This is a genomic window from Paenibacillus sp. SEL1, from assembly GCF_054602535.1.
Genome location: NZ_CM137723.1, coordinates 4,752,822 through 4,775,742, shown reverse-complemented (window position 1 = coordinate 4,775,742; position 22,921 = coordinate 4,752,822). Strand labels below are relative to the sequence as shown.

18 protein-coding genes and 2 pseudogenes are annotated in these 22,921 nt (G+C 43.2%); 11 read left to right on the top strand and 9 right to left on the bottom strand.

Annotated features, from left to right (window positions below; translation table 11 throughout):
- Positions 1-10: 10 nt before the first annotated feature.
- Positions 11-745, bottom strand: coding sequence for a thioesterase II family protein (locus ACYCSE_RS21970; RefSeq protein WP_250268270.1), 735 nt, complete (start codon positions 743-745; stop codon positions 11-13).
- A gap of 192 nt (positions 746-937) precedes the next feature.
- Between ACYCSE_RS21970 and ACYCSE_RS21965 the strand changes: the two are divergent.
- The 3 genes and pseudogenes from ACYCSE_RS21965 to ACYCSE_RS21955 form a co-directional block, all read left to right on the top strand.
- Positions 938-1,225 (top strand): annotated as a pseudogene (locus ACYCSE_RS21965) (glycosyl transferase); the annotation flags it as partial.
- Between the two features lie 95 nt (positions 1,226-1,320).
- On the top strand, positions 1,321-2,445 hold the full coding sequence (locus ACYCSE_RS21960) for a GGDEF domain-containing protein (RefSeq protein ID WP_061831658.1): 1,125 nt from the start codon (positions 1,321-1,323) through the stop codon (positions 2,443-2,445).
- A 169-nt stretch (positions 2,446-2,614) separates the two neighbouring features.
- Positions 2,615-3,133: an NAD(P)H-dependent oxidoreductase gene (locus ACYCSE_RS21955; protein ID WP_459699899.1), complete on the top strand. Its 519-nt coding sequence runs from the start codon at positions 2,615-2,617 to the stop codon at positions 3,131-3,133.
- Between the two features lie 88 nt (positions 3,134-3,221).
- Here ACYCSE_RS21955 and ectB read toward each other — a convergent pair whose 3' ends face one another.
- Positions 3,222-4,484: a diaminobutyrate--2-oxoglutarate transaminase gene (gene ectB / locus ACYCSE_RS21950; RefSeq protein WP_459699897.1), complete on the bottom strand. Its 1,263-nt coding sequence runs from the start codon at positions 4,482-4,484 to the stop codon at positions 3,222-3,224.
- Between the two features lie 593 nt (positions 4,485-5,077).
- On the opposite strand from ectB, the gene ACYCSE_RS21945 reads away from it, so the two are divergent.
- Positions 5,078-5,764, top strand: coding sequence for a response regulator transcription factor (locus ACYCSE_RS21945; protein WP_254327414.1), 687 nt, complete (start codon positions 5,078-5,080; stop codon positions 5,762-5,764).
- Between the two features lie 5 nt (positions 5,765-5,769).
- On the opposite strand, the gene ACYCSE_RS21940 is transcribed toward ACYCSE_RS21945, so the two are convergent.
- The 5 genes from ACYCSE_RS21940 to ACYCSE_RS21920 all read right to left on the bottom strand — a co-directional run bounded on the left by ACYCSE_RS21940 (position 5,770) and on the right by ACYCSE_RS21920 (position 14,883).
- Positions 5,770-8,331: a hybrid sensor histidine kinase/response regulator gene (locus tag ACYCSE_RS21940; protein WP_459699895.1), complete on the bottom strand. Its 2,562-nt coding sequence runs from the start codon at positions 8,329-8,331 to the stop codon at positions 5,770-5,772.
- A 145-nt stretch (positions 8,332-8,476) separates the two neighbouring features.
- On the bottom strand, positions 8,477-10,477 hold the full coding sequence (locus ACYCSE_RS21935) for a methyl-accepting chemotaxis protein (RefSeq protein WP_459699893.1): 2,001 nt from the start codon (positions 10,475-10,477) through the stop codon (positions 8,477-8,479).
- A 400-nt stretch (positions 10,478-10,877) separates the two neighbouring features.
- Complete coding sequence (locus ACYCSE_RS21930; protein ID WP_459699891.1) at positions 10,878-12,944, bottom strand: thioredoxin domain-containing protein; 2,067 nt, start codon at positions 12,942-12,944, stop codon at positions 10,878-10,880.
- 240 nt (positions 12,945-13,184) lie between these two features.
- Positions 13,185-14,189 carry an alpha/beta hydrolase fold domain-containing protein gene (locus ACYCSE_RS21925; protein WP_459699889.1) on the bottom strand — a complete coding sequence of 335 codons (1,005 nt, stop codon included), beginning with the start codon at positions 14,187-14,189 and terminating at the stop codon, positions 13,185-13,187.
- 421 nt (positions 14,190-14,610) lie between these two features.
- Complete coding sequence (locus ACYCSE_RS21920; protein ID WP_076161227.1) at positions 14,611-14,883, bottom strand: CD3324 family protein; 273 nt, start codon at positions 14,881-14,883, stop codon at positions 14,611-14,613.
- A gap of 398 nt (positions 14,884-15,281) precedes the next feature.
- Here ACYCSE_RS21920 and ACYCSE_RS21915 point away from each other — a divergent pair, with 398 nt between their 5' ends.
- The 3 genes from ACYCSE_RS21915 (at position 15,282) to ACYCSE_RS21905 (ending at position 17,964) form a co-directional block, all read left to right on the top strand.
- A complete protein-coding gene (locus ACYCSE_RS21915) occupies positions 15,282-16,004 on the top strand; it encodes a TetR/AcrR family transcriptional regulator (RefSeq protein WP_459699887.1) in 723 nt (240 codons plus the stop codon).
- Positions 16,005-16,030: 26 nt separating this feature from the next.
- Positions 16,031-16,777 carry a type I methionyl aminopeptidase gene (map, locus tag ACYCSE_RS21910; RefSeq protein WP_254351644.1) on the top strand — a complete coding sequence of 249 codons (747 nt, stop codon included), beginning with the start codon at positions 16,031-16,033 and terminating at the stop codon, positions 16,775-16,777.
- 656 nt (positions 16,778-17,433) lie between these two features.
- Complete coding sequence (locus tag ACYCSE_RS21905) at positions 17,434-17,964, top strand: DUF4303 domain-containing protein (RefSeq protein WP_459699885.1); 531 nt, start codon at positions 17,434-17,436, stop codon at positions 17,962-17,964.
- 185 nt (positions 17,965-18,149) lie between these two features.
- On the opposite strand, the gene ACYCSE_RS21900 is transcribed toward ACYCSE_RS21905, so the two are convergent.
- Positions 18,150-18,875, bottom strand: coding sequence for an RNA polymerase sigma factor (locus ACYCSE_RS21900; protein WP_061830195.1), 726 nt, complete (start codon positions 18,873-18,875; stop codon positions 18,150-18,152).
- Positions 18,876-19,074: 199 nt separating this feature from the next.
- On the opposite strand from ACYCSE_RS21900, the gene clpP reads away from it, so the two are divergent.
- From clpP to ACYCSE_RS21885, 3 genes are read left to right on the top strand one after another with little or no spacing between them, the layout of a single operon-like run.
- Positions 19,075-19,659, top strand: a complete 585-nt coding sequence (clpP, locus tag ACYCSE_RS21895; RefSeq protein ID WP_254351648.1) for an ATP-dependent Clp endopeptidase proteolytic subunit ClpP — start codon at positions 19,075-19,077, stop codon at positions 19,657-19,659.
- 59 nt (positions 19,660-19,718) lie between these two features.
- On the top strand, positions 19,719-19,925 hold the full coding sequence (locus tag ACYCSE_RS21890) for a hypothetical protein (RefSeq protein ID WP_459699883.1): 207 nt from the start codon (positions 19,719-19,721) through the stop codon (positions 19,923-19,925).
- Positions 19,926-19,974: 49 nt separating this feature from the next.
- Positions 19,975-20,640 carry an MBL fold metallo-hydrolase gene (locus ACYCSE_RS21885; protein ID WP_459699881.1) on the top strand — a complete coding sequence of 222 codons (666 nt, stop codon included), beginning with the start codon at positions 19,975-19,977 and terminating at the stop codon, positions 20,638-20,640.
- A gap of 169 nt (positions 20,641-20,809) precedes the next feature.
- On the opposite strand, the gene ACYCSE_RS21880 is transcribed toward ACYCSE_RS21885, so the two are convergent.
- On the bottom strand, positions 20,810-21,385 hold the full coding sequence (locus tag ACYCSE_RS21880; protein WP_459699880.1) for a TetR/AcrR family transcriptional regulator: 576 nt from the start codon (positions 21,383-21,385) through the stop codon (positions 20,810-20,812).
- A gap of 146 nt (positions 21,386-21,531) precedes the next feature.
- Here ACYCSE_RS21880 and ACYCSE_RS21875 point away from each other — a divergent pair.
- Positions 21,532-22,643, top strand: a pseudogene (locus tag ACYCSE_RS21875) (alpha/beta fold hydrolase).
- The last annotated feature ends 278 nt before the right edge of the window (positions 22,644-22,921 follow it).

Sequence of the window (22,921 nt, the reverse complement as noted above, 5' to 3'; positions counted from 1 at the left end):
CCTCTTATTTTTATTGTTGTATGCTACTTGTTACCGTACTCTGCTCAAAGGTCTCATTGATGATGTGCGTAATCCGTTCCACTTCATCATGAATAAAAAAGTGTCCTCCCTCAAAGGTAAACATACGAAATTGCTGATCCGTATGGTGTGCCCATGCCTCCGCATCTTGTAAGGTCACCGTGTTATCGGTCATTCCCGTCAAAGCGGTGATAGAACAATGTAAAGGTGCGGCTTTAGCCATGTACTTATACAACTCGACAGCTTTGAAATCCGCTCTTAACACTGGCATAAAATAGTCGTATAATTCCCGATTGTCAAAAATCGCTTCCGAAAGCTGACCGTACCGCTGCAAATGCGTCCTGAACTGATCTGCGGGCAGATCGTGTAACCACGGGGAATTTCTTGGGACATGCGGTGCCCGTCCACCTGAAACGAACAGATGAGCAGGCTTTCCATATCCACTCGCCACCAGCTTGTAGTACAGCTCGAATGAGATCATCGTCCCCATACTGTGTCCGTATATGGCATAAGGATCGCCCGGGGCTATCTCTTCGCTGATCTTGTGCAACAGATCCTCGCTCATCTCCTCAATGCTTTCCTTTAGCGGTTCCCCAGAACGAATACCTCTGCCCGCTAATTCCAGTGGAACAAGCTTAATTTGCGGAAGCAGCAACTTTTTCCATTTGAAGCTGACCGACGCCGATCCGCCTGCATACGGGATGAAAAATAATGTGATAGGTGCCATTCTTGCAACCTCCTGCCTTGCTAAATTCTAACTTTTTCATTTTAGCATAAAAAGGTATATTTACCCATTTCGGATATTTTGCAAATTCCAGAAGAATGCTTGAGAAAATCAAGTACATTTTGTATAAGGCAGGAAATGTCTTTCTAAAGAAAGAACGGCTTTATGTTTGAATATAATCATGTGTTGGGTCTTTTGACGGGTACAGCGGCATGGAACTTTATAGCTATTACTCAATCCATTCTCGGTATTCAGCCCGAATGGGATGGTCTGCGTATTGATCCGTGCATTCCTACAGCCTGGGAAGAATTCACAGTCACCCGTGTCTTCCGCGGTGATACCTACGTGATTCATATCACGAATCCACAGCATGTCTCCAAGGGTGTAGTTACAGTTACCTTAGATGGCACCGTCCTTACGAATAATATCCTGCCGGTTGCAGGGGACGGGGCTATCCACCAAGTAAAAGTGTTGTTAGGCTAACAAGTTCATGGCCTTCAAAAAAATTAGCTTCAACTTCATCACATAGTATCTTATAATACGAGAATGGCTAAAGATACATTAAGTGTGGTGACATCATGAACAAGACAAAACGGCTTACTCAAACCATGGATTACAAAACAAAGCAAGCCCGCTGGGTACGCAAAATGTTATTACTGTATTGGATGATTATAGCTGTACATTTTATCGTCCAGCTGGGCAGCTACTTATTTCTTGATTACCACGCTTCGCCTTATGAATTTTACGTGGGAACCCTTATTGTTCCCACGCTAATCATGAGTGGTTCCAACTTACTGGCAGAGTTGGCCCATTTTAAATTTAACAGGTATTCTTTTGCGATCCTGTTTATGGCAAGCACCGTCATTTGCTGGATGATTATTCGCCTAAATTATGATATCCGGATTATTCCTGCGCTATGTTTGTTGCCTATTTTCTCTTCTATTCTGTTCTTCAATCGTCGCTTAATATGGCTTTCCTTTGTATTGCAAGTGGTCGTCTTTTTTCTGTTGCTGGCAGCAGATGAATCATTCCGCAGCTATTTGTCAGACTTTGATATCGTGGCGATTCCAACCTTTTTAATTATGTCCACCTTTCTTGCTCTCATTATTCAGGCCAGCGGCCGCGATTTGTTAGTGGATTTGTATAAAACAAAGCGCGCCCAACAGGAATTAATGATCAGTAACGCGATTATCAGCAAAATGTCAATGACTGATGGTTTGACAAAGCTGTACAATCATTTGTCCTTTCAAAACTTTTATGAAAAAGCACTCGAATATGCCGAACAAGGCGCGATCATCCATCTGGCGTTAGTGGATATTGATAATTTCAAGAAGATCAATGACACTTACGGACACCAGTTCGGAGATAAAATTTTGGAAGGCATCTCGCAAATCATTACAGAACAGATTACCGCAAATGACATTGCAGCTCGCTATGGCGGTGAGGAATTTGCTATTTTGATGTTCGAGCATACTTTCGAAGAAGCTTATCAGATCGTCGAAAACATCCGGCGTGAAGTGGAGAAAATGACCTTTCAGGAGAAATTGCAGCTCGTTTCTGTAACCGTAAGCATTGGACTGAAAAGCTATACAGAGGAAATGAACAAAGATAAAGATGTATTTTTTCAGCAAGCAGATGACTATCTGTATCAAGCTAAGCGCTCCGGGAAAAACAAAATTGTTGCTCTTAATCATATCGCTTAATGTAAAAACACTTCATTTGATGGACTCCGGCATGAGCTTGCCGGAGTCTTTTGAATATAGAGCTTAAAATATAATAGAGTTGACAATTCCATAAGTTGAAACTAAAATTGTTACATATGTATTGGTTATTTACTTACATTAAATAAGTTCGAAGGAGATGGTTTTTTAAATGTCAACCCTCGTTATTGTCGTTCACCCTGATCTTGCGGAATCTCGCATTAACAAAAGATGGGTGCAAGAACTCAAGAAACAATCCGACGTGACCGTTCACAACCTGTATGAAGTATATCCAGATGAGCAAATCAATGTCGCCCAGGAGCAGAAACTGCTAGAGCAGCATGACCGTATCGTTCTGCAATTCCCTTTTTACTGGTACAGCACTCCTTCCCTGCTGAAAAAATGGCTGGATAAGGTTCTAACCTACGGCTGGGCTTATGGAAGCGAAGGTGGCAAGCTACAGGGCAAAGAGTTGTTGATCGCCTTGTCTGCTGCCAGCGTTGAGGAAAATTATCAACATGACGGACGGAACAGGTATACGATCGAAGAGTTGTTGAGACCTCTGGAAGCTACAGCCCATATGATTGGTGTCAAATTGCTCCCTTATTTCGTACAATATGGTGCTGCAGTATTGACCGATGAGCAACTAGAGCAATCCGCACAAAAATACGCGCAAACGGTTATTTCTTAATTTTTTACTAGAAAGCCCCTTGGACGGCGCCCGCCATACCTGCTTTACAGCAGACGGCAGCTCCAGCCAAGGGGCTTTACTGATCGATTTACATCGTAACCAAGGTACTGGTTACCTGTGCCATACTTTCTTTAATAATTTCGCAGCCCTTACGCAAGTTTTCCAAGCTTATCGTTAACGCTGGCATAATTTTAATTACCGTATCGTTACGCCCAGCACGTTCAATAATGAGTCCCCTACTAAAGCAGAGAGACACTACCTCCTTGGCGAACGCTTCTCCCAGATGAGACACATCAATCCCCCAGATCAATCCCATGCCACGAATTTCAATAAGAGGATCTATCGATTGGATATGTTCACGCAAGAACTGCTGAACAAAAGCCTCTTTTTCCTTCACTTGTGCTTCCAGCTCTACCGTATCTCTGAACTCCAGCGCAGCCTTTGCCCCGACGAAAGCAAGCTGATTTCCACGGAAGGTGCCGTTATGCTCACCCGGACTCCATATATCCAATTCTGGCTTCAGTAGCAACAGAGACATTGGCAATCCGTATCCACTGATCGATTTGGACAAAACAACCATATCAGGAACAATTCCCGCCCGCTCGAATGAGAAGAACGATCCAACCCGGCCGCAACCGACTTGAATATCGTCAACAATGAGCAAAATATCATGATCATCGCACAGCTGTCGCAAATCACGCAGCCATTCGGTCTCTGCAATATGAATACCGCCTTCAGCCTGTACCGTTTCCAAAATGATCGCGGCAGGCTTTTCCACACCCGAATGGGTGTCTGTTAAAAGCTGCTCCATATACAAAATGGTATCCATTCCGTTAAATGTGCTGTTATAAGGTATGAAGGTAACATTGTTCAGGGGGACCCCTGCGCTCTCTCGCATGGAGTTGTTGCTGGTAATAGATAAACTACCCAGCGACATCCCGTGGAACGCACCCATAAAAGCAAAAATACCATTTCTGTTTTTCACCTTGCGTGCAAGTTTCAGTGCTGCTTCCACTGCATTAGTTCCGGTCGGTCCGCAAAATTGCAGCTTATAATTCAAGCCCTTGGGCTGGAGAATACGCTCTGAAAAAGACTCCATAAACTCTTGCTTGGCCGTCGTGTACATATCCAGACCATGCATAATCCGATCGGAAGTTAAATAATCCAATATCCGGTTTTTCATAAAATCATTATTGTGCCCATAGTTCAAAGCCCCTGCACCGGCAAAAAAGTCAATGTAACCCTTGCCTGCCTCCGTGTACAGTACATCGTTTTTAGCTTTGTTGAAAACAACTGGAAAACTTCTGCAATAGGATCTTACATTGGACTCCAGCACTTCGAATGTGTTCATGATCTCTCGTCCTCCCGCTGACCTGATTTTAAAAAATACAAGCATGGAAAGCAAAAAAATGTAAATATGTAATCTAAAAGAGTAGACAGTCTGAATTCACAATGGGATATCCACACCAAAGAATCATAAGTATGATCGCAAGAACAATTAAAGTACGAAAATTAAATACAGAGATAGCACATTGAGAGTAAGTTAGTAGAAGATTAAATAGTGGGTTTTTCTCTAAGAGGCCTATCAGAGGATGTCAACTCCTATGTAATAAAATACCATAATTTTCATTTAAGTCAATGCATGTTTCTGAGGTGTTTTGTTAATTTTTTGTAATTTATCATCAACGACTTGTAGTATATTGTTATAAGAAAACGAAAAATGTCGTATTATAGAAATAAATCTCAAAAATAGTACATTTCCATATCAAATAGATATACATCTGGACTATTTGTCCACAGGATTGCCACAACAAACCTGATCTTTTGACAGACTGTCCAAAGGAGTTTACTCTATCAACAGGACCTGCTAAAAACTTGTTGTAAACATTGCAGCTATCCTAACTATTTGGCTCGAATTTGATAGAAAGATAAGGAAATATGATCATGTCTAATGTTTTAATTATTGAAGATGACAATATGCTGGGAGATACCCTTTCCTTGTATTTAACAGGAGAAGACTACAACGTTACTCGAGTGGAACAAGCGTCTGAGGGTATTGCTAGGCTTGAGATCGTACAGCCCGATATTATTTTGTTGGATCTGTTGCTTCCAGATTTGGATGGAATGAATCCCTGCCCACTGATACGCAAGCATACGGACGTGCCCATCATCGTGATTTCTACAGAAAACAACATATCAGAGCGCATTCGTACACTTACGTTGGGAGCAGATGATTATATTTGCAAGCCTTTTAGTATGCAAGAGCTAAAAGCACGGATAGAGGCTCTTTTCCGTCGTATTGAAATCACACGCTTGCAAGGAAGAGGCAGAGCACCTGAACCTGAAACGGGCATTACTTTGGATCTAGCGAAAAGAATGATTACCGTTAACGGACAGGATGTGGAGACAACATATTCAGAATTTGAGCTCATGAAGCTTTTTTATTTGAACCGGGGAATTGTATTCAGTAGGTATGCTTTGATTCAGGCTCTCCGTGGCACAGACTCCTTTATTAATGAGAGGGCTGTGGACGTACATATTAACCATTTACGCAGAAAAATCGAAAAAGACCCCAAGAAACCGCAATTGATCAAGACCATCTGGGGAATCGGCTACAAATTTATGCAATAATACGGTCAGCTCCAGGGAAGTGATGACTTGATCTGATTAATCTCCTTCTGAACCGTACTGAGTTGCTCTTTCCAGTCTGAATACAGTTCACCTGTTGAGGTTTCATTACTGCGCTTCAATGCCTTTTCCAGCTCTATTACCTTTGCCAGCAACTCAGGCGCACACAGGTTCCCCGTTCCTCCCTTAAGCGAGTGGATTAATCGAAGAGCAGAAGATAACTGCCCATTGCCCATTTTTTTCAGAACTCTCTTATCAAGATACTGGTATTCCTGAATCCATTTATAAAGGGCAAATTGAAAAATATACACCTTGCCATCCATAGCGGCTATCGCCTGCTCTGCGTGAATACCATGTAAATCTTGCAGCCACGCTAAATTAATCCAGCTAGTTAACACTCTAACAGCGGTCAGTTCATGGATAGGCTTGAGAAGCACGGCATTAATACCCGCACGAAGACAAACTTCCTGTTCATGCTGCACAGCATCAGCGGTAAAAGCGATAATGGGAAGCCTGTTAAAAGCTTTGTTTCTCCGAATATGTCTCGCCGTCTCAAAACCATCCATCTCTGGCATATGCAGATCAAGCAACACCATATCCCAGTAACGCAGTTCCAGTAACGCTATTAGTTCTCTTCCGTTTGTGACCATGGTTACCTCAAAGTTACGCTCTGCTAAAAACTCAGTAATCACCACCTGGTTAATTTCGTTATCCTCTGCTATGAGAATTTGATACTTCTGTGTTGTATCCCCCATCTCATTGTGGGAACTCATGGTCACATAAGTCTCCAGAGTATTACCATCTGCAGGCACTGACTGTTCCTTCTTCCAGCAGAGAACCTCCAGCAGAGCGTTCCGGGTAACAGGCTTGGACAAAAAGGCATCGATCCTATGATCCATGTCCCCAGCAGCTATGGTTTCCATCTGAAACACGGTTGTAAGTCCAATGATCTGAGTTATCTGCCTATCCAGCATTTGAAGCCATTGCCTCCGGGAGTCCAGTTCTCTAAAACCTTCCATCCCCATATCAATGATAACAAAATCAAAATGCTCACCCTTTTGAAAAGCGTCCATACTTTCTTGGAAGGATGAAATAGTGAATGGTTTTAGCCCCAAATCTTGCAGTAATTCGTTCAAACTGTACCTCACCAGTTCATGCTGCGCAACAATTAAGGCTTTGCCTTTGATTTGTTTTTCTATTCGTGTGCTTCCCGCATTCAATTCCCCGGTATCCAACTCGACATTAAAGTAAAATTGACTGTACTCTCCTAATCGGCTTTTCACTTCTACTTTCCCGCCCATAGCTTTAGCCAAATGCTTGCTGATGGCCAAACCCAGCCCAGAGCCCCCATATCTGCGGCTGGTTGAGGTACTCGCCTGGATAAAAGGGACGAATAGCTTGTCCATACACGTCTCGGAAATTCCTATTCCCGTATCTTCTACCATAAAAGAAACGCCTACTCGTCCGCCCTGCTGACTGAGCATTTTCACCTGTAACAATACATGTCCCTGATCCGTAAACTTGATGGCGTTGGTCAGAAGATTTGAAAGCACCTGCTCCATTCGAAGCGGATCTCCCTTAACCCTTTTCGGTAACGCCAGGTCCGTTATAAATACGATCTCTATTTCCTTATCTTCCAGCAAAGTTCCAACGGTATCTGCGAGATGCCGAAGCATTTTTTCCGGCTCAAATTCTACCTTTTCCAGTTCCAGACTGCCGGCTTCCATTTTGGAAAAATCCAATACGTTACTGAGCATGGATGAAAGGGTACGCGAGGAGGCAAGAAGCTTGTGGAGGTAATCTCTTTGAACGGCAGTCAGTTCAGTCTTATTCAATAGCTTTGACAGACCGATGATTCCATTCAGCGGGGTGCGGATTTCGTGACTCATATGAGCCAAAAAAATGCTTTTCGCATGGTTAGCCTCGTCCATCTCCATTCTCTTCTGCTCGGAGGCTTTATACTCTGTAATATCCAACACGTGACCGATAACATACCTAGTAATCCCGTCCTCCTTAACCGGATGTAAGGTAATGAGAGCCGAATATTCCCAAAACTCCAATTCAAATACGGTTCGATCACCTAACCAGGCTTGCTTGTAGTATTGACTAAGCTGCTCCATCGTTTCAGAGGAAAGCTCCAATATGTCCCCGAGACGCTTCACATGCTCCCTTTTGTTGTAGTTGACTTGCAGATTCAGACCTAGGCGCTCCAGCAATTCCCCTTCAAGCAGCTTATAATAAAATTCATCACCACTTTTCTCCAGCCTGAAGGTAAAACCCGGTTGGACCCGAAGTAAATTCAGCAGATCACGGTCTTTGTTTAACAAACGTTGTCCATATGTATACTTAGCGGTCATTAAAGTGTGCACAAACAAAGTCATGAACATTAGACCAATCCCTAGCTCCAGCAAGCAGGTCAGCAGTGTTTTATCACTTATACCAATACATAAGAGCAGAATTCCTGCCACTCCATAAAATACACCTGTGATCGTCTGACGAACAAGCTGACGCTGAAAAATTAAAACTAACAATAATATCACGATAGCACATAGCATTAAATCTCGAACCAAGTGTTCGCCCCCTTATAATCTTCCATGTTTTGTACAATAAATCGAAAATATAAAAAAACTCAGGACAGATTCCTTATGCCATAAGGCTTAAAGAACTGTCCCGAGCATTCATTGTACTATAGATTCCATAGGGTTCAAGCTCGTTTTAATATTTGAAACGACTGATCATCACCTTCAAATCAGTAGCCATGGTTGAAAGCAACTGTGCAGAAGCTGATATTTCCTCCATGGAAGCCAGCTGCTCTTGTGAGGAGGCGGCAACTTCCTCCGATGTGGCGGCATTACCGGTTGCAATCGTCGCCAGTTCGTTGGCTGTCGCTGCTATCTCTTGTACACTGGCTGATATTTGCTGTGCAATCGCAGCGACCTCCTCTACCTGAGGTGTTGTCTCTCGAATGCCTTCCATCGCATGACCCAACTTGACAATGGTTGCTTTGGAAATCTGCAGTCCATCCTGCACCTCAGTCGTAACCCTGTCCATCGTCTTCACTGTTGTTTCGGTTTCATGCTGAATTTCGGCAATCAAGGTGGCAATCTGTGTGGCGGATGTCTGAGACTGCTCTGCCAGCTTGCGCACCTCATCAGCAACGACGGCAAAGCCTTTTCCATGATCACCCGCTCTGGCTGCCTCAATAGCTGCATTCAATGCCAGCAGGTTTGTCTGATTGGAGATATCGCCGATAACCTTCGTAATTTCACCGATTTCATGAGAGCGGGCTTGCAAGGTTTGAATCATCTGGTTGGAACGCTCTACTGATTGATGAATGGAATTCATTTGCTCACCTGTCTGCTCAACAGACTTTCGTCCTTCCTCGGCTTGCAAGGCAGATCGTTTAGCCAAATCGGCTACCGAAATCGAGCGTTCAGCGATTTGGGTGATTCCTTGTGCAATTTCATCGAGGGCCACCGAATTATTTTCCAGCCCTGTAGTCTGCTTCTCTGCACCACTGGCTATTTCTTGCACAGCCTGGGACACCTGCTCACTTGCAGCACTGGTTTGTTCCGCGCTTATTGTCAGTTCATTCGAAGAAATTGCGACATGATCTGCACTGTTCCCTACGTTCTGAATGACTGATCGCAAGTTATTCTGCATATTTTGAAAAGCCACTCCTAATTCTCCGATCTCGTCCTCGCTCTTTACTTGAATGTCCTGTGTCAGATCTCCGGCGCTCACATTTACCGCTTGTTCTTTTAACTTTAAAATCGGTTTGATAATGGAACGGATCAGGAAATAAACGATGAAAATACCAATCACAAGACAACCGATGATGGTTAGTAAAGTGCTGATCAAAATCGGTCCTGCTGCCTCATCGACTTCAGACAAATATAGCGTTCCGCCTATCTTCCAGCCAGTTAGCTTGTTAGTCGCATAGTTCATATATTTGGGCTGTCCTTCATACTCATACTCGTATTCACCAGCATCGCTCTGAAACATGCGTGATTCAATATCTGTAATTTTGGTGCCTGCTTCCTTCGTCGGATGTACAATGTAAGTATGGTTGCTGTCCAGCAATATAGCATAACCCTCATGACCTACTTTAATATTGTTCAACGTCTCTTTAATACCACTTATTTTCAGGTCAATGCCAATAACACCCGATCCATCTGACGTTGCCTTGGACACCGTAACCGTCATTTGCTTCGAGCTTGCCGAAAGATAGGAAGAACTAATCGCTGTCTTTGCTTGCTCCTTTATCGCTTTATCGTACCAAGGTCTGACTCGTGGATCATAATTATCCGGTAATTGCTTCTGTGGATAGGTTGTAAATTTACCGTCCTTCGTACCATAAAAAATGGATTCTGCTTCAGGATGAAGTGCAGCATATTGCTTAAAAAACTCTTCCAGTTTGGCCGCTTGTTCCTCCGTCTCTACCCGATTGCCTTTTAGTCTTTCTGCAAAATATTCTGCGTCATGTACCTTGGGTTCAATAGTACTATCAATAATAAAATTAGTGCGGATGATAGCCTGCTCGGCACTTTCTTCAATCTGGTTTCGAATCTGCTGACTAGCGCTCACAAACGACAAAGCCCCCACGATCATGGACGGTAAAATCAGAAATGCAATAAAGGCGACCATTAGCTTCGTTTTAAAATTTTTGCTGAGCATCCTTGCGACTAGCCACTTTTTCCCCGATAACTTCTTCATTAATAAACATCTCCATTTCATTACCTGGATTTCCTAACCTATGGCGAACCTCTTCGTCTTGCCGATGACGACAATCACCCGACAGACTCTCTTTCACATTTTTCACATCTGCTGCTAAAACGCTTGGACATAAAAGATATAAACACGCTAGTTAAATAGGTATATGTACTTATTTTCGAAAACAGAAAGGCTGGTCGGAACCGGTTCTTTGATATAATATACCTAAAAAATATTAAAAAAAATGCGTAGCATATGTTAAGAAAATATTAGTTTCATCTCACTATACCTACCTCTTAATATGAAAATAATCCCCTTGAAGGTAGCAAACATAGGGTCATTTTCGAAAATCACCTTATGCTTACTACCCCCGAGGGGATTAGGTTTGATCGCTTTATTCAGTTCAATCCAACAACACCTTCAGATCTTCAAGCCTGGTAACAGGTGCTTGACAGGTAAAATGCTCACACACATATACAGCTGGTTTGCCTTCCACAAGATCGTAATCACGGATATAAGAAACCGTCTCTGCAATCTCCGACTGTCCTTCATCCTTCAAAATAACGACCGTATTCGGCCTGAACCCCGCTCGAATCGCCTGAATGAACTGTACGGTCTGCGGATCGTCCCTATGACCTACAATCACAATCTCTTTTGTCGTTCCTGTTGCATACAGCAACGCGCTGAGCAAGGCTGAGCAGCCTGACGGGTAATGAGCAACCATGCCGCCAAAAGCCTTAAACTGCTTGGCTGCATAATTCTCCAATCGGGATTCACCCGTTAGCCGTGCAAGCCGCACAAAATTATGAGCCGCAATGCTGTTACCCGACGGAATCGCACCGTCATAGATTTCTTTAGGCTTGGCAATTAGCTGCTCACTATCTGACCCATAAAAGAATAATCCGTCCCGTTCCTCATCCCAGAATAAGTCGATCATATTTTGATTGAGCGTCAACGCCCGTTGCAGATACTCTATATCGAAGGTCGCCTGGTACAGCTCGATCAAGCCCCACACATAAAAAGCATAATCATCTACATAACCGGGATAAGCTGCTTCTCCGTCCCGATAACGTGCTAACAGCCGTCCGTTCTCCTGTCTCAAATGGTTCCACAAAAACGTCTCAGCCTTCTGAGCTTGCTCTGTATATCTCGTGTCTCCAAAAGCTTGTCCCGCCTTCGCCAGTGCAGCAATCATCAACCCGTTCCACGAGGTCAAAATCTTGTCATCCTTATGAGGATGAACCCGCTGTTCTCTGGCAGCAAACAGCTTGGCGCGTAGCTCACTAACCCGCTGTTCCAGTTCCTGCTCAGTCAAGTCATGTTTGATCCCATAGGCTTCCAGATTGATATCAATCAGGTTTGGAATGTTGTGGCCTTCAAAATTGCCGTAAGGTGTAATCCCATACAAATCGTTGAAAAAGGCGGCATCCTCATCGCCTAGTATAGCCCTTACCTCAGAGTCGTCCCAGACATACAATCTCCCCTCTTCTTCTTCGGAATCCGCATCCTCCGCCGAATAAAAGGCACCCCCTGCATCCGTCATGTCTCTTGCGATATATGTAAAGATTTGTTCTGTAATCCGTCGGTACAGTTCCTTGCCTGTCACCTGCCAAGCTTCTGTATACGCGATGGCCAACAGAGCATTGTCATACAGCATTTTTTCAAAATGCGGCACCAACCATTTCTCGTCCACGGAGTATCGTGAGAACCCCATGCCTACGTGGTCGTAGATTCCGCCCCGTGACATCGCATCCAGCGTTTTCTCTGCCATTTCCAGTGCCTGTTGATTCCCCGTATGCTGTGCATATCGCAACAGAAAAGACAGGTTATGCGGAGAAGGAAACTTAGGAGCTTCCCCGAAGCCGCCATATTCCTTATCGAAGGTGTGGCTGTATTCATGGAAAGCTTTATTCAAGCTCTGTTCATCCAGTTCACCGCGATAACCTGCAAGCAAGTCCTGCCGCTCATGCTCGGTAAGCACCTGCTCACTCAGCTCCACCAGCTCTTCGGGTTGTTCTTTCCACCGGGCACCCACCTTGTCCAGCAGCTCCAACAGTCCGACACGGCCAAACTTCTGCTCCTTGGGCAAATACGTCCCCGCAAAAAAAGGCTTCTGATCCGGCGTCATCAATATCGTCAGTGGCCAGCCTCCATGCCCTGTCATCGTCTGGCAGATGGACATATAGATATGATCCACATCCGGACGTTCTTCACGATCCACCTTAATGGATACGTAATCCCTGTTTAATAGCTCAGCCACTTCTTCATCCTCGAAAGATTCTCTCCCCATTACATGGCACCAATGGCAAGTGGAATAGCCAACAGATAGGAAAATAGGCTTGTTATCACGTTTGGCAATTTCAAAAGCCTCATCTGACCAAGGGAACCAATTTACCGGATTGTGAGCATGCTGTATCAAATACGGTGATTTTTCCTTGGATAGTCTATTCGGTTTGCTGCTCGTTGTCATGGGACATCACCACTTCCGTAGTTGGATTTTATGCTTGGTACTATTTTACCCTAAATGGGTGGTAAAAGTCGGAAGAGATGAAAAAAAGATGATATAGATTAGAATTAATATATTGTTAAGAAGTATCAATGACTCTCAACCGAATCTATCCATAAATTGTTTATTCAGATCATAAGTAGGTATGAAAAAGCACTGATGGATATTCTTCATCAGTGCTTTATTTACTGCAATCGTACCTTATTAGCGTTTAGCATTATACTCATTAGAATTTATATCAAAGATCCCCAGCGCTTTCAGTAAGGCGTATTCACTTGTTCTGGCCCCTTCTTTTGAAAAATGTGCATCCGGAAACGCAGGAGACATATGATGGTACCCGGGATAGACATGTAATTCCACTAAGACTCCATCAAAAGCCAGTTGTTTGGCAAAAACCAATGCTTCATCAATGAATAAATCAATGGTACCTATATTTATATAAGTCGGTGGTAACCCGGCCAATGACTTAGCACGGGCCGGCGCATAATACTCATTTACCTCCTCTTGACCCGGTTCTTCCCCCAATACAGATTTCCAGCCAAAATAATTACTTTGTTTTGTCCAAATAAACTCTCCTGCGTATGGATGCTCTGGTGCGGTACTTGTCCGATCGTCTAGCATTGGCCTCATCAATCTTAGATGATGGATTTCGAATTCCTTCTGATCACGAATGTACAAGGCTAGGCCAGCCGCCAGACCGCCGCCAGCGCTGCTGCCCCCTACGGCAACTTTCTGAGTATCTATCCCTAACTCTTCCGCATGTTCAATACACCATTTTAGGCCCGAATAACAATCCTGTAACTGACTTGGCTGCACATGCTCTGGTGCTAGGCGATAGTACACGGATACACAACAGAAACCATGTTGTGCAGCAAGAGATGCATTAGCAGGACGATCCACGACTGGACTTCCTAAGACCATCCCGCCTCCGTGTATCGAATAATATAGAGGCATCTTATGATGCTTTGAATGTTTGGGCTTAATGATTTCTATTTGAATATCTGGACCACTAAAGTAACTTGGCACAACCTTTTTTTCTAATGTAATAGGGAACATCTGCGTTACATCTATTTGTTGCATCATTTGAGATTGATTTTTACGTGCTTCCATTAGTGTAGATTCGGTAAGATCGGTTGTTGGTATTAAATCAACTGCACTGATAATTTCCAGATCAATCAGATGTCTACTTCTACTTTTTTGCTCTCCCATAGTAATCGTTTCCTCACTTTCTATTTTTAAGACAATGAATCAATACATTTTCCCCTTTAATTGTTGCTGTTGTTTATATTCATATTTTAAAGATTAAAATAAGCTTAATAAATGAAAACAACGATTTAGAATCATTTTTGGCATAAAAACAATAATGAAAAAATGGAGTACAGCCTTTGAAATAGAATGGGTCTGTTGGATCATCGGGGAGGGTGAACGGAATTTTGGGATCAAGAACGGTATGTAAAAAAGCTCAAGAGAGAAAATGAAATGCGAACACACATCAAACCTTTTGCCAAACAAAAAGACGTGACCGGATTGATTTTTCACCACGATCATCCGGTCACGCCCTAAGCTCACCATGTTATGAGGCCAAAATTAAATTCATTGACGCGAGTATAGCACCACGCCACTTTGCAAACTAGGTATTCTTATGTGAATACACAATTTTCTTAATGGTTTCGGTAGAGAGGAAAAACTCCTTAGCTAATTGCTCGATACTGCTGCTATTTTGAAAAGCATTTCTGATTGCAGCATTTCGCTGTTCAAGCAACCTTCTCCCGCCACTCAAACTTCCCCAATCCATATATTCCGTTTTTGGCTTAGGTATATACAGCGTCTCTCCTTGAACATATTTTTGGATTTCCATAATTAGTTTTTGAGGTAAAACTTTTGTAGCATTCGTATATCTCAATTTTGCTCGCCCCTTATTTTGATTCTTTAAAATAAGGTGCAAAGCCAAAAATATTAAAAAAGCTTGTAGCGTTAAAAATTGTTTCGCCCCATACAAAGTAACGCTTTCCTAATAATTGGCTTTGCATGAGTGTAAGAAGTCACAGACAATCCCAATAGATTCTCCATCAGTAGGCACCCCCTTTTACTTCGCAAGTATAGCATAACTTCTGCTCACCTGGGACCAGCTAAATGATATCAGTACAATCAAACCATTAAAATTGAGCTGATAAATAACTGATCTTCATTCGTTTATGAGGTGTTGCTGGGACTTTTGTTTGCCCGACTCTTGTTATTCGCAAGCCGATGTTTTATATTGACATAAGAGTAGGTCAAAAATAAAAGAGGTGAACGGACGAGATGTCTCCACGTACAAAGGAACAAAACGAAGAGATCCGGCTGCGGCGTCTGGCGCAAATCCGAAAAGCCGCTGCCGATGTGTTTTTAAATAAAGGGCCTTTACTGGAAATCCGCGATGTGGCCGTGCAGGCGGGACTCGGCTATGGCACGGTATACCATTATTACAGCAACAAGGGCAATTTGCTCCACGATCTGCTTTGGGACGCGTTGGAGCGGGCCGGGGGATGGCTGGAGGCCCCGCGCGCTTCGGCTTCGGGGGAGACGCCGGCGGGCGGGCATTTCGGCTTGGTTGCTGCGGCGGACACCGGGAACTCGGCTGCCGCGGATTCCCAAAGCAGCAGCCGCGAAACAGCCGCTTCCACAGAGCTTGGCTCCGTCGCCGTCGCCGGCATTCGACTGCTGCAGCTTTGGGCGGAGGACCACGCCTTGTACCTGCTGCATAAGCTGGCCGGTGAGGGCTTTGCCTCGCTGCCTGAAGCGCGCTCTGCCCCACTCTCGGCTGCCTTTCGCCGGGAGGTGCTCGCGCCGCTTGCCGCGCTGCTGGAAACCGGTCGTGCGGCGGACGGGGCGGCCGCTTCCGGCGGAAACGCGGCTGAGCCACCGTATCGGCTACAGCGCGCGGAAATGCTGCTGGCCGCCTTGGTCGGCTGCGCGTCGCTTTCGCTTCGCCGCGGAAAGCTGCACGAGGAGGCCAAAGATATCGTCCGGTTTTTAAAATTATAGAATTGATAAGGAGCGAATAGACAAAAATGATCATTTTAAAATCACCTAGGGAAATCGAAGAGATGAAGCCGGCGAGCCAAATCGTTGCGGACTGCTACCGCGAGGTGGCCAAACTGATCGAGCCTGGGATCACCACCCGGGAAATCAATGACTTTGTTGCCAGACACATCACCAAGCTGGGTGGCAAGCAGTTTACGAAAGGGTACAACGGTTTCCCCGCCGAAACCTGCATTTCGGTCAACGATGTGGTGGCCCACGGCATTCCTTCGAACCAGGCGCTTATGGACGGTGACTTGCTGAAGCTCGACATCGTCGTGGAATACGGTGGATGGTTTGGCGATTCATGCTGGTGCTATGCGGTGGGCAATATCCGGCCGGAAGCGCAAAAATTAATGAAGGTGACAAAGGAATGCTTGGATATGGGGATCGCCCGGGCACTCCCGGGGGGCCGGCTCGGCGACATAACGTCGGCGATTCAACAACATGCGGAAGCGAACGGGTATTCAGTCGTACGCGATCTGCTGGCGCATGGGATCGGGCGGAGCCTGCACGAGGAGCCGAGCTACGAGCATATCGGCGTAGCCGGCAAAGGCATTCGGTTAAAGGAAGGCATGGTGTTTACGATTGAACCGATGCTCAACGAAGGTACGTTCCGTATCACGATCGACGACGATCAGTGGACGGCGAGAACGGCCGACGGCAAGTTGTCGGCGCAATATGAGCATACGATCGCAGTTACTGCGGACGGACCACTGATTTTAACGGCCCAGTAAGAATAGAGGAGAACGGACGGAATGCGTCATTTTAGGAAATAAGTCGCCACCCGCCCTCCTTGGCCTGACGAAAGTTCGTAATCCGAAACGCGAAAAAGCGCTGGTTCCAGCTTGGGACCAGCGCTTTTTTTATATAGTTTGTAACTTTACCGATTTACGAAAAACCACGTTGTTATACGGTTTTTTTATTATGCCTTTGGTATCGTGTTACGGATTTACACTCTCTGCTTTGCTAGCCTGTCTTGCGTGTATTTTTTTCATTGCAAATCTTGCTATTGGCTGAGCGACCAATAGCTCAATCCAAAATGCTACACCAAAATTTCTAAACCAACTGTGAAAGAAGTTCTGAAAAGGTTATATTGTTTCCCTCCGAAATAATAATATTTCAGATGGTAGACGTATCATGCGACATGTATTTTTGGTCATTAAAACTAGTACCAATATCTCTACACACTGATCTAACAATTATAACAACTTTTTTTAAACAAATAAAAGGGTTTTCTAAGTTTATCAAGGTGACATTCGTTAACTGTGACGATCTTTGGATTGTCGCTACAAGACAAGAGTAGCAAGAGAATGAACGCTAGGCTACATGGTCGTGCTCATAATGTAAAATATAATCAAGTATAAAACTGATAAAGGAATATATGAACCAGATGAACAATTTTCTAAATGAATTTGAGGAAAGATTTAGGGCAGGATTTTGGGATGATCTTAAAAGCATACTGGAAGAAGTGAAGAATGAGCAGGTTTACGCTTGTGCTTTTGGCACAGACAGCGATTTTATCACCTTGTTTCTTGCTGTTAATACGGAGGAATCACTTGTTAGACATATCGCAAACATGAAAGCCCAAGACCTGTGCAACAGCAAGGAAGGTGAAAATTATTATAGATGGGGATTAAGCGAATATCAATATGGCGATACAACACATCTCAATCATATTAGCAAATTTCTGTATGCAACCGAAAATGTGTTTGACTATAAAGATGAAATGATAAAAATTATGGCCAAGGTAGTTAAGGAAACAGACGATGTACTTTTTAATCAATTCGGCCAATCCAAAGAAGATATTATTTTTTTCGTGTCCATGACGGATGATGATATGGCCGAGGAACTGGAAAATCAGTCCGTAATTCAGATGACAAACGCCAAATTAGTTGATGGCTTCTTGCATCGTTATCAATAAAAGTGCGTTTGGAATATTACACTCATTTCGTTCAGGTAGATTGCTTTACCAGACAAATTCGCAATGTGCTTGTCCTATGTATCGCTAGTACCCTCTTGATCTACACGGGGTAGTACTAGCGAAGCTGACACTACCCCCGGGTCAGAAACAACTACTATGATCAGCCCCGCATTTCTCTTCGCAAACTACGCCGCTATCATACTCATGGTATGGGAATCCGTTTGTTTTACTAATGCGAGACTCCGGTGCAGCTTATGATTGACGATTCCGATCACCACGTCCGGCTCCATTTCATCCTGATGGGAGAGCATAACCATTGCTGCAATATCTCCCATCTGATATGCCGCCGTCAACGCCCTTAGAAAAGTCTTCGAGTTTTCACTTTCCGGTAAAGATAACTCTCCTTTGAGGAGATCCTCCTTGACTGCTTCAAGCGATTTTCGTGCCCGGTGGAGTGCAACTTTTACCGCTCCCTCCGTTGTTTCGAGCATGTCGGATGTCTCGCTAATCGAATATCCAAACACATCTCGCAGCAAAAAAACAGTTCTCTGAAGCGGAGATAAATGTTTCATTAAGGACTGCAACGCTATCTCGATTTCAAAAGATCCATGATCCGGTACAGTTACTTTCGCTTGTTCCCTATTCAATATGCGAGTATAGACTGCTTTTCTCCGTATATCATCAATCCAGGTGTTCTTAGCAATTCGTAGCAAAAGCGCTTTGGGGTTTGTATGCTCGAAGCTATTTAACTTACCTAATGCTTTTATCCAAGTGTCCTGAGCCAGTTCTTCCGCATCCCAATTTGATTTCGTAAGCGACAGACAGTAACGTTTCAGGACCGCCTGTAATTCCTCCAAGTTCTCGATGTTTATTGTATTATCTGTCATTTGTATAGAATCATCTATGCGCATAGGTCCTCTCCTCCACGGTCTTATTCTGCCCTTTCCTAGAGCAAAGCCATTTGTTACCTCCAATGTAAACGAACAAGTGGTTGTGAAAGTTACACCATTTACGCAAATCGGTTTCCCAGTGAAACCTCCGTATCTTTTTACGGCCTCGGTTCGTTTACAAGGAGAAATCAACTGAAAACGGGAAATTGGGGGTATCAAAATGAGTGTTTATGTTCCTTATGTTGTCGAGCAAACCGCTCAAGGTGAAAGATCGTACGATATCTATTCCAGACTCTTAAAGGATCGTATTGTGTTTGTCGGGGCAGCCATCGATGATCATTTGGCTAACAGTATTATTGCTCAATTATTGTTCCTGGCGGCAGAAGATCCGGAAAAAGAAATTTACATGTATATCAACAGCCCAGGTGGCTCTACTTCCGCAGGATTTGCCATTTATGATACGATGCAGTACATCAAACCCGATGTACACACGATATGTACGGGATTCGCTGCTTCGTTTGGCGCGATCCTGTTGCTGGCGGGCGCCAAAGGGAAACGTTCGGCGTTGCCGAACAGTGAAATCATGATCCATCAGCCGCACGGCGGCGCACAAGGTCAGGCCAGCGATATTGCGATCAGCGCAAAACGAATTTTATGGACTCGTGAAAAGGCAACCCGTATCACAGCTGAACGGACCGGGCAACCTTTTGAAAAAGTCGAAAAAGATATGGACCGGGACTTTTACATGTCCGCTCAGGAGGCACTGGAATATGGTGTTATTGATCAAGTGATAACTTCTTTGTAGAGTATGCTCAAAACCTAATGATCTGCAAGAAACTTCAAGAAATAATACGAGGTGATATCATGTTAGCAAGCTTACAAGGCAAGGAAGTAACTATTCATTTTATAGATGGGACCCATGTATGCGACGGGGTACTGGATCAGATTGACGACAAGTTCGTTAAATACTTTACGCAATATCAGACGCTTGTTATTCCTATTACATCCATTCGCACCGTATCCATTGACATTAAGGAACGGCAACGCCACAGAGTTGGATTCGCCCCTTGAACCTATTTTAGCATGGGGTGGCAATTTCATTTTACGGAGGCCTGATATTTTGAAAATTTCACAGGGAGTAGAAATGCTTCAGCTAGATTTTCATGGGAATATGATTCACCCCATTCTTTTGTGGGATCAAGAAACCGCTGTTTTAATAGACACAGGATTCCCTGGGCAAATGGAAGATTTACGCGAGGCTATGGAAAAGGTAGGTGTGTCGTTTGACAAACTAAAAGTTGTGATTTTGACGCATCAAGATGTGGATCATATAGGTTGTCTTCCTGAGATTTTGCAGGAGTGTGGCCATCATATCAAAGTCTATGCACACGAACTAGATAAGCCGTATATTCAGGGGGATATCCCCCTTTTAAAAGATAGTCACCTTGAGAATCCCCCGAAGGGCAAAGTGGACGATACCTTAATAGATGGTCAGGAACTGCCGTTTTGCGGCAGAATTCGAGTCATCCATACGCCTGGGCATACCCCTGGTCATATCAGCCTTTATTTAATGCAAAGTAAGACTCTTATTGCCGGGGATTCGATGTACAGTGTTAACGGGATTCTCGGGGGAATTCATGTCCCGACCACACCGGATATGGATGCAGCTCATCTCTCATTGAAAAAGTATTTAGATCTCGACATTGCATCCGTAGTTTGTTATCACGGGGGATTAAGTAATGTACATGTGAATGATCAGATATTAGGACTTACCCAAGGATTATAAAGTTAAAGTTCCAGCAAGCTGCCTTTTGGTGAAACAATGTTGTTAGCGTAGAAGAATTGAACCAGTGCTTCAATTCTTCTACTGTTTCCTCCCTTCAACCCTTCTTTAAAGCTTATTCCTGCAACCCATCTGATGATATATCAGTCATAAAAACATCACTCCACGCGTGCTAACTTGTATATAGATCAGACTTTAACTGATTAAAAATATATTCTTGCATTTGATCTAAAAGAAGAATGATGTTAGTATCTTTACCATTTTTCAAAACCCACTGAATAGACGTCATTGAGTTAGCAGCATATAGTTCAGCTAAATACTCCAATGCGATCGAAGTTGAAGAATTCTGTTGCTTTAAATAATCTAAACAAGTCCGAAACAAAATTTGTTCAAATTCTTTACGTAAATCCGCGGATACTTCATGAACGGTTAACAATGTTGAAATTGCGAGCTTATTTTTAATCATATTATCGGTTACAAGTTCTATGGCGTTTGCCACCTTGCCATCTTCCGTGGAATCAAAACGCTGCTCAATTTCAACTTTAAAATCAGAAGCATACTGTTTAACTACTTTTTCTAGCAAGTCGTACTTATCTAAATAATGACTATAAAAAGTAGAACGTCCGATAAGAGATTGATCACAAATTTTTTTGATCGTAATATCTTTAAAATCATGTTGTTGGAGTAATTCTATTAAAGCTCGCTCAATAGCTATTTTTGTTTTATAAATTCTGATATCTTCATTCATTTAACCACTTGCTCCTTATGTGTAAGTTTTCGAACACTTCATATATACGGTGTAAGATATCCTACAGATTATGCGATACTAATTATTTTTTATGTAGTAACTATACTCTATAGTAAGCACATACCCAAATTGAAGGAGGACAGTATATGTTTAAATCCTATGTCAATAACGAACAGTTCAATCTTCAAATTAATCGTTTTATCAATGATTATTATCAAGAAGATGATCGAGCACAAGCTGACTTGGAAAAAATGATTCCGAAATTAAAAGACACCCATAGCTGGTATGAAGCTTGGCTCAATTTTGCTCAGAAACGCGAAGACAGCAAGGACTATGACTTAGCCTCAGTCTACTATCAAGCCGCAGAATTTTATCTTGCAACCACAGACCCTAATAAAGAAAAAATGTATCAGAAATATAGAGAAACATTCTATAAAAGCTTTCATGATTTTGATTATGAATCCTACAAGATCCTTATGAAGATTCCTATCTTCCTGCTGTAAAATTATTGACACCTGGAGCTACGAAAACATTGCTTGTCTTTGGTGGGTATGATTCTTATATGGAAGAGATGCTTAAAATGATGAAATTCATAAAGGGAATTAATTACAACATTATTGTATTTGATGGTCCAGGCCAAGGAACTGCTTTAAAAAACGGCCTAAAATTCATTCATAACTGGGAAAAGCCCATATCAACGGTGATTGATTATTTCAAACTAGATCGTGTAAGTCTCGTAGGTGCTTCTTGGGGAGGGTATTTAGCTATGCGTGCAGCAGCCTTCGAAAAGAGAATCGATAAAGTAGTTGCTTTTAACATTTTCTATTGTGGTTTAGATGCCTTAAAAATGGGAATGCCAGAAGATACTTACCAGGGCATGATGCAACTCGTTGATCGTAATGAAGTAGACCAAGTGAATTTATTATTCGAACAGATGATGACTCACAATATTGATTTGCATTGGAAGATTACCAAAGGGATGGAAAACACCGGTGAAGCAACGCCTTTTGATCTCATTAAAAATTTCGAAAAGCACACGATGCACGGCATTGGAGCATTCATAAATCAAGATGTTCTTTTACTAGCTGGAGAAGATGATCAATACGTACCCATTAGCCGACTCGCTCAAATCCAACAAGAATTAATCAATGCTGCGTCCATTACAACCAAAGTATTTACTAAAGAAACGGGCGGTGAGCAACACTGCCAAGCAGGTCACAGAGAGTTAGCATTTAATGAAATGAAGAAGTTCCTATAACAACTGTAAATATATATTTTTTTTATGCGCAACATGCCCATCAAAATCGTAGTTCCATAGCTTCAATCGTTGTTATCCAATTGGCAAGTAAAAACCGACTCCAATTATGGAGTCGGTTTAGTCCATTCATTTTCCCCTGTTATCTCAATGGAGAAGTCCGTAATTTCCTCTGAGCTTTTCAATTCATGCGGCCTAGCAAGGTTAGATTTTCGAACCGAAGAACCTTGAAGGAGCGCAAGAAACGAACTTAGATCCACAGCTTCAAACCCTCTTGTTTG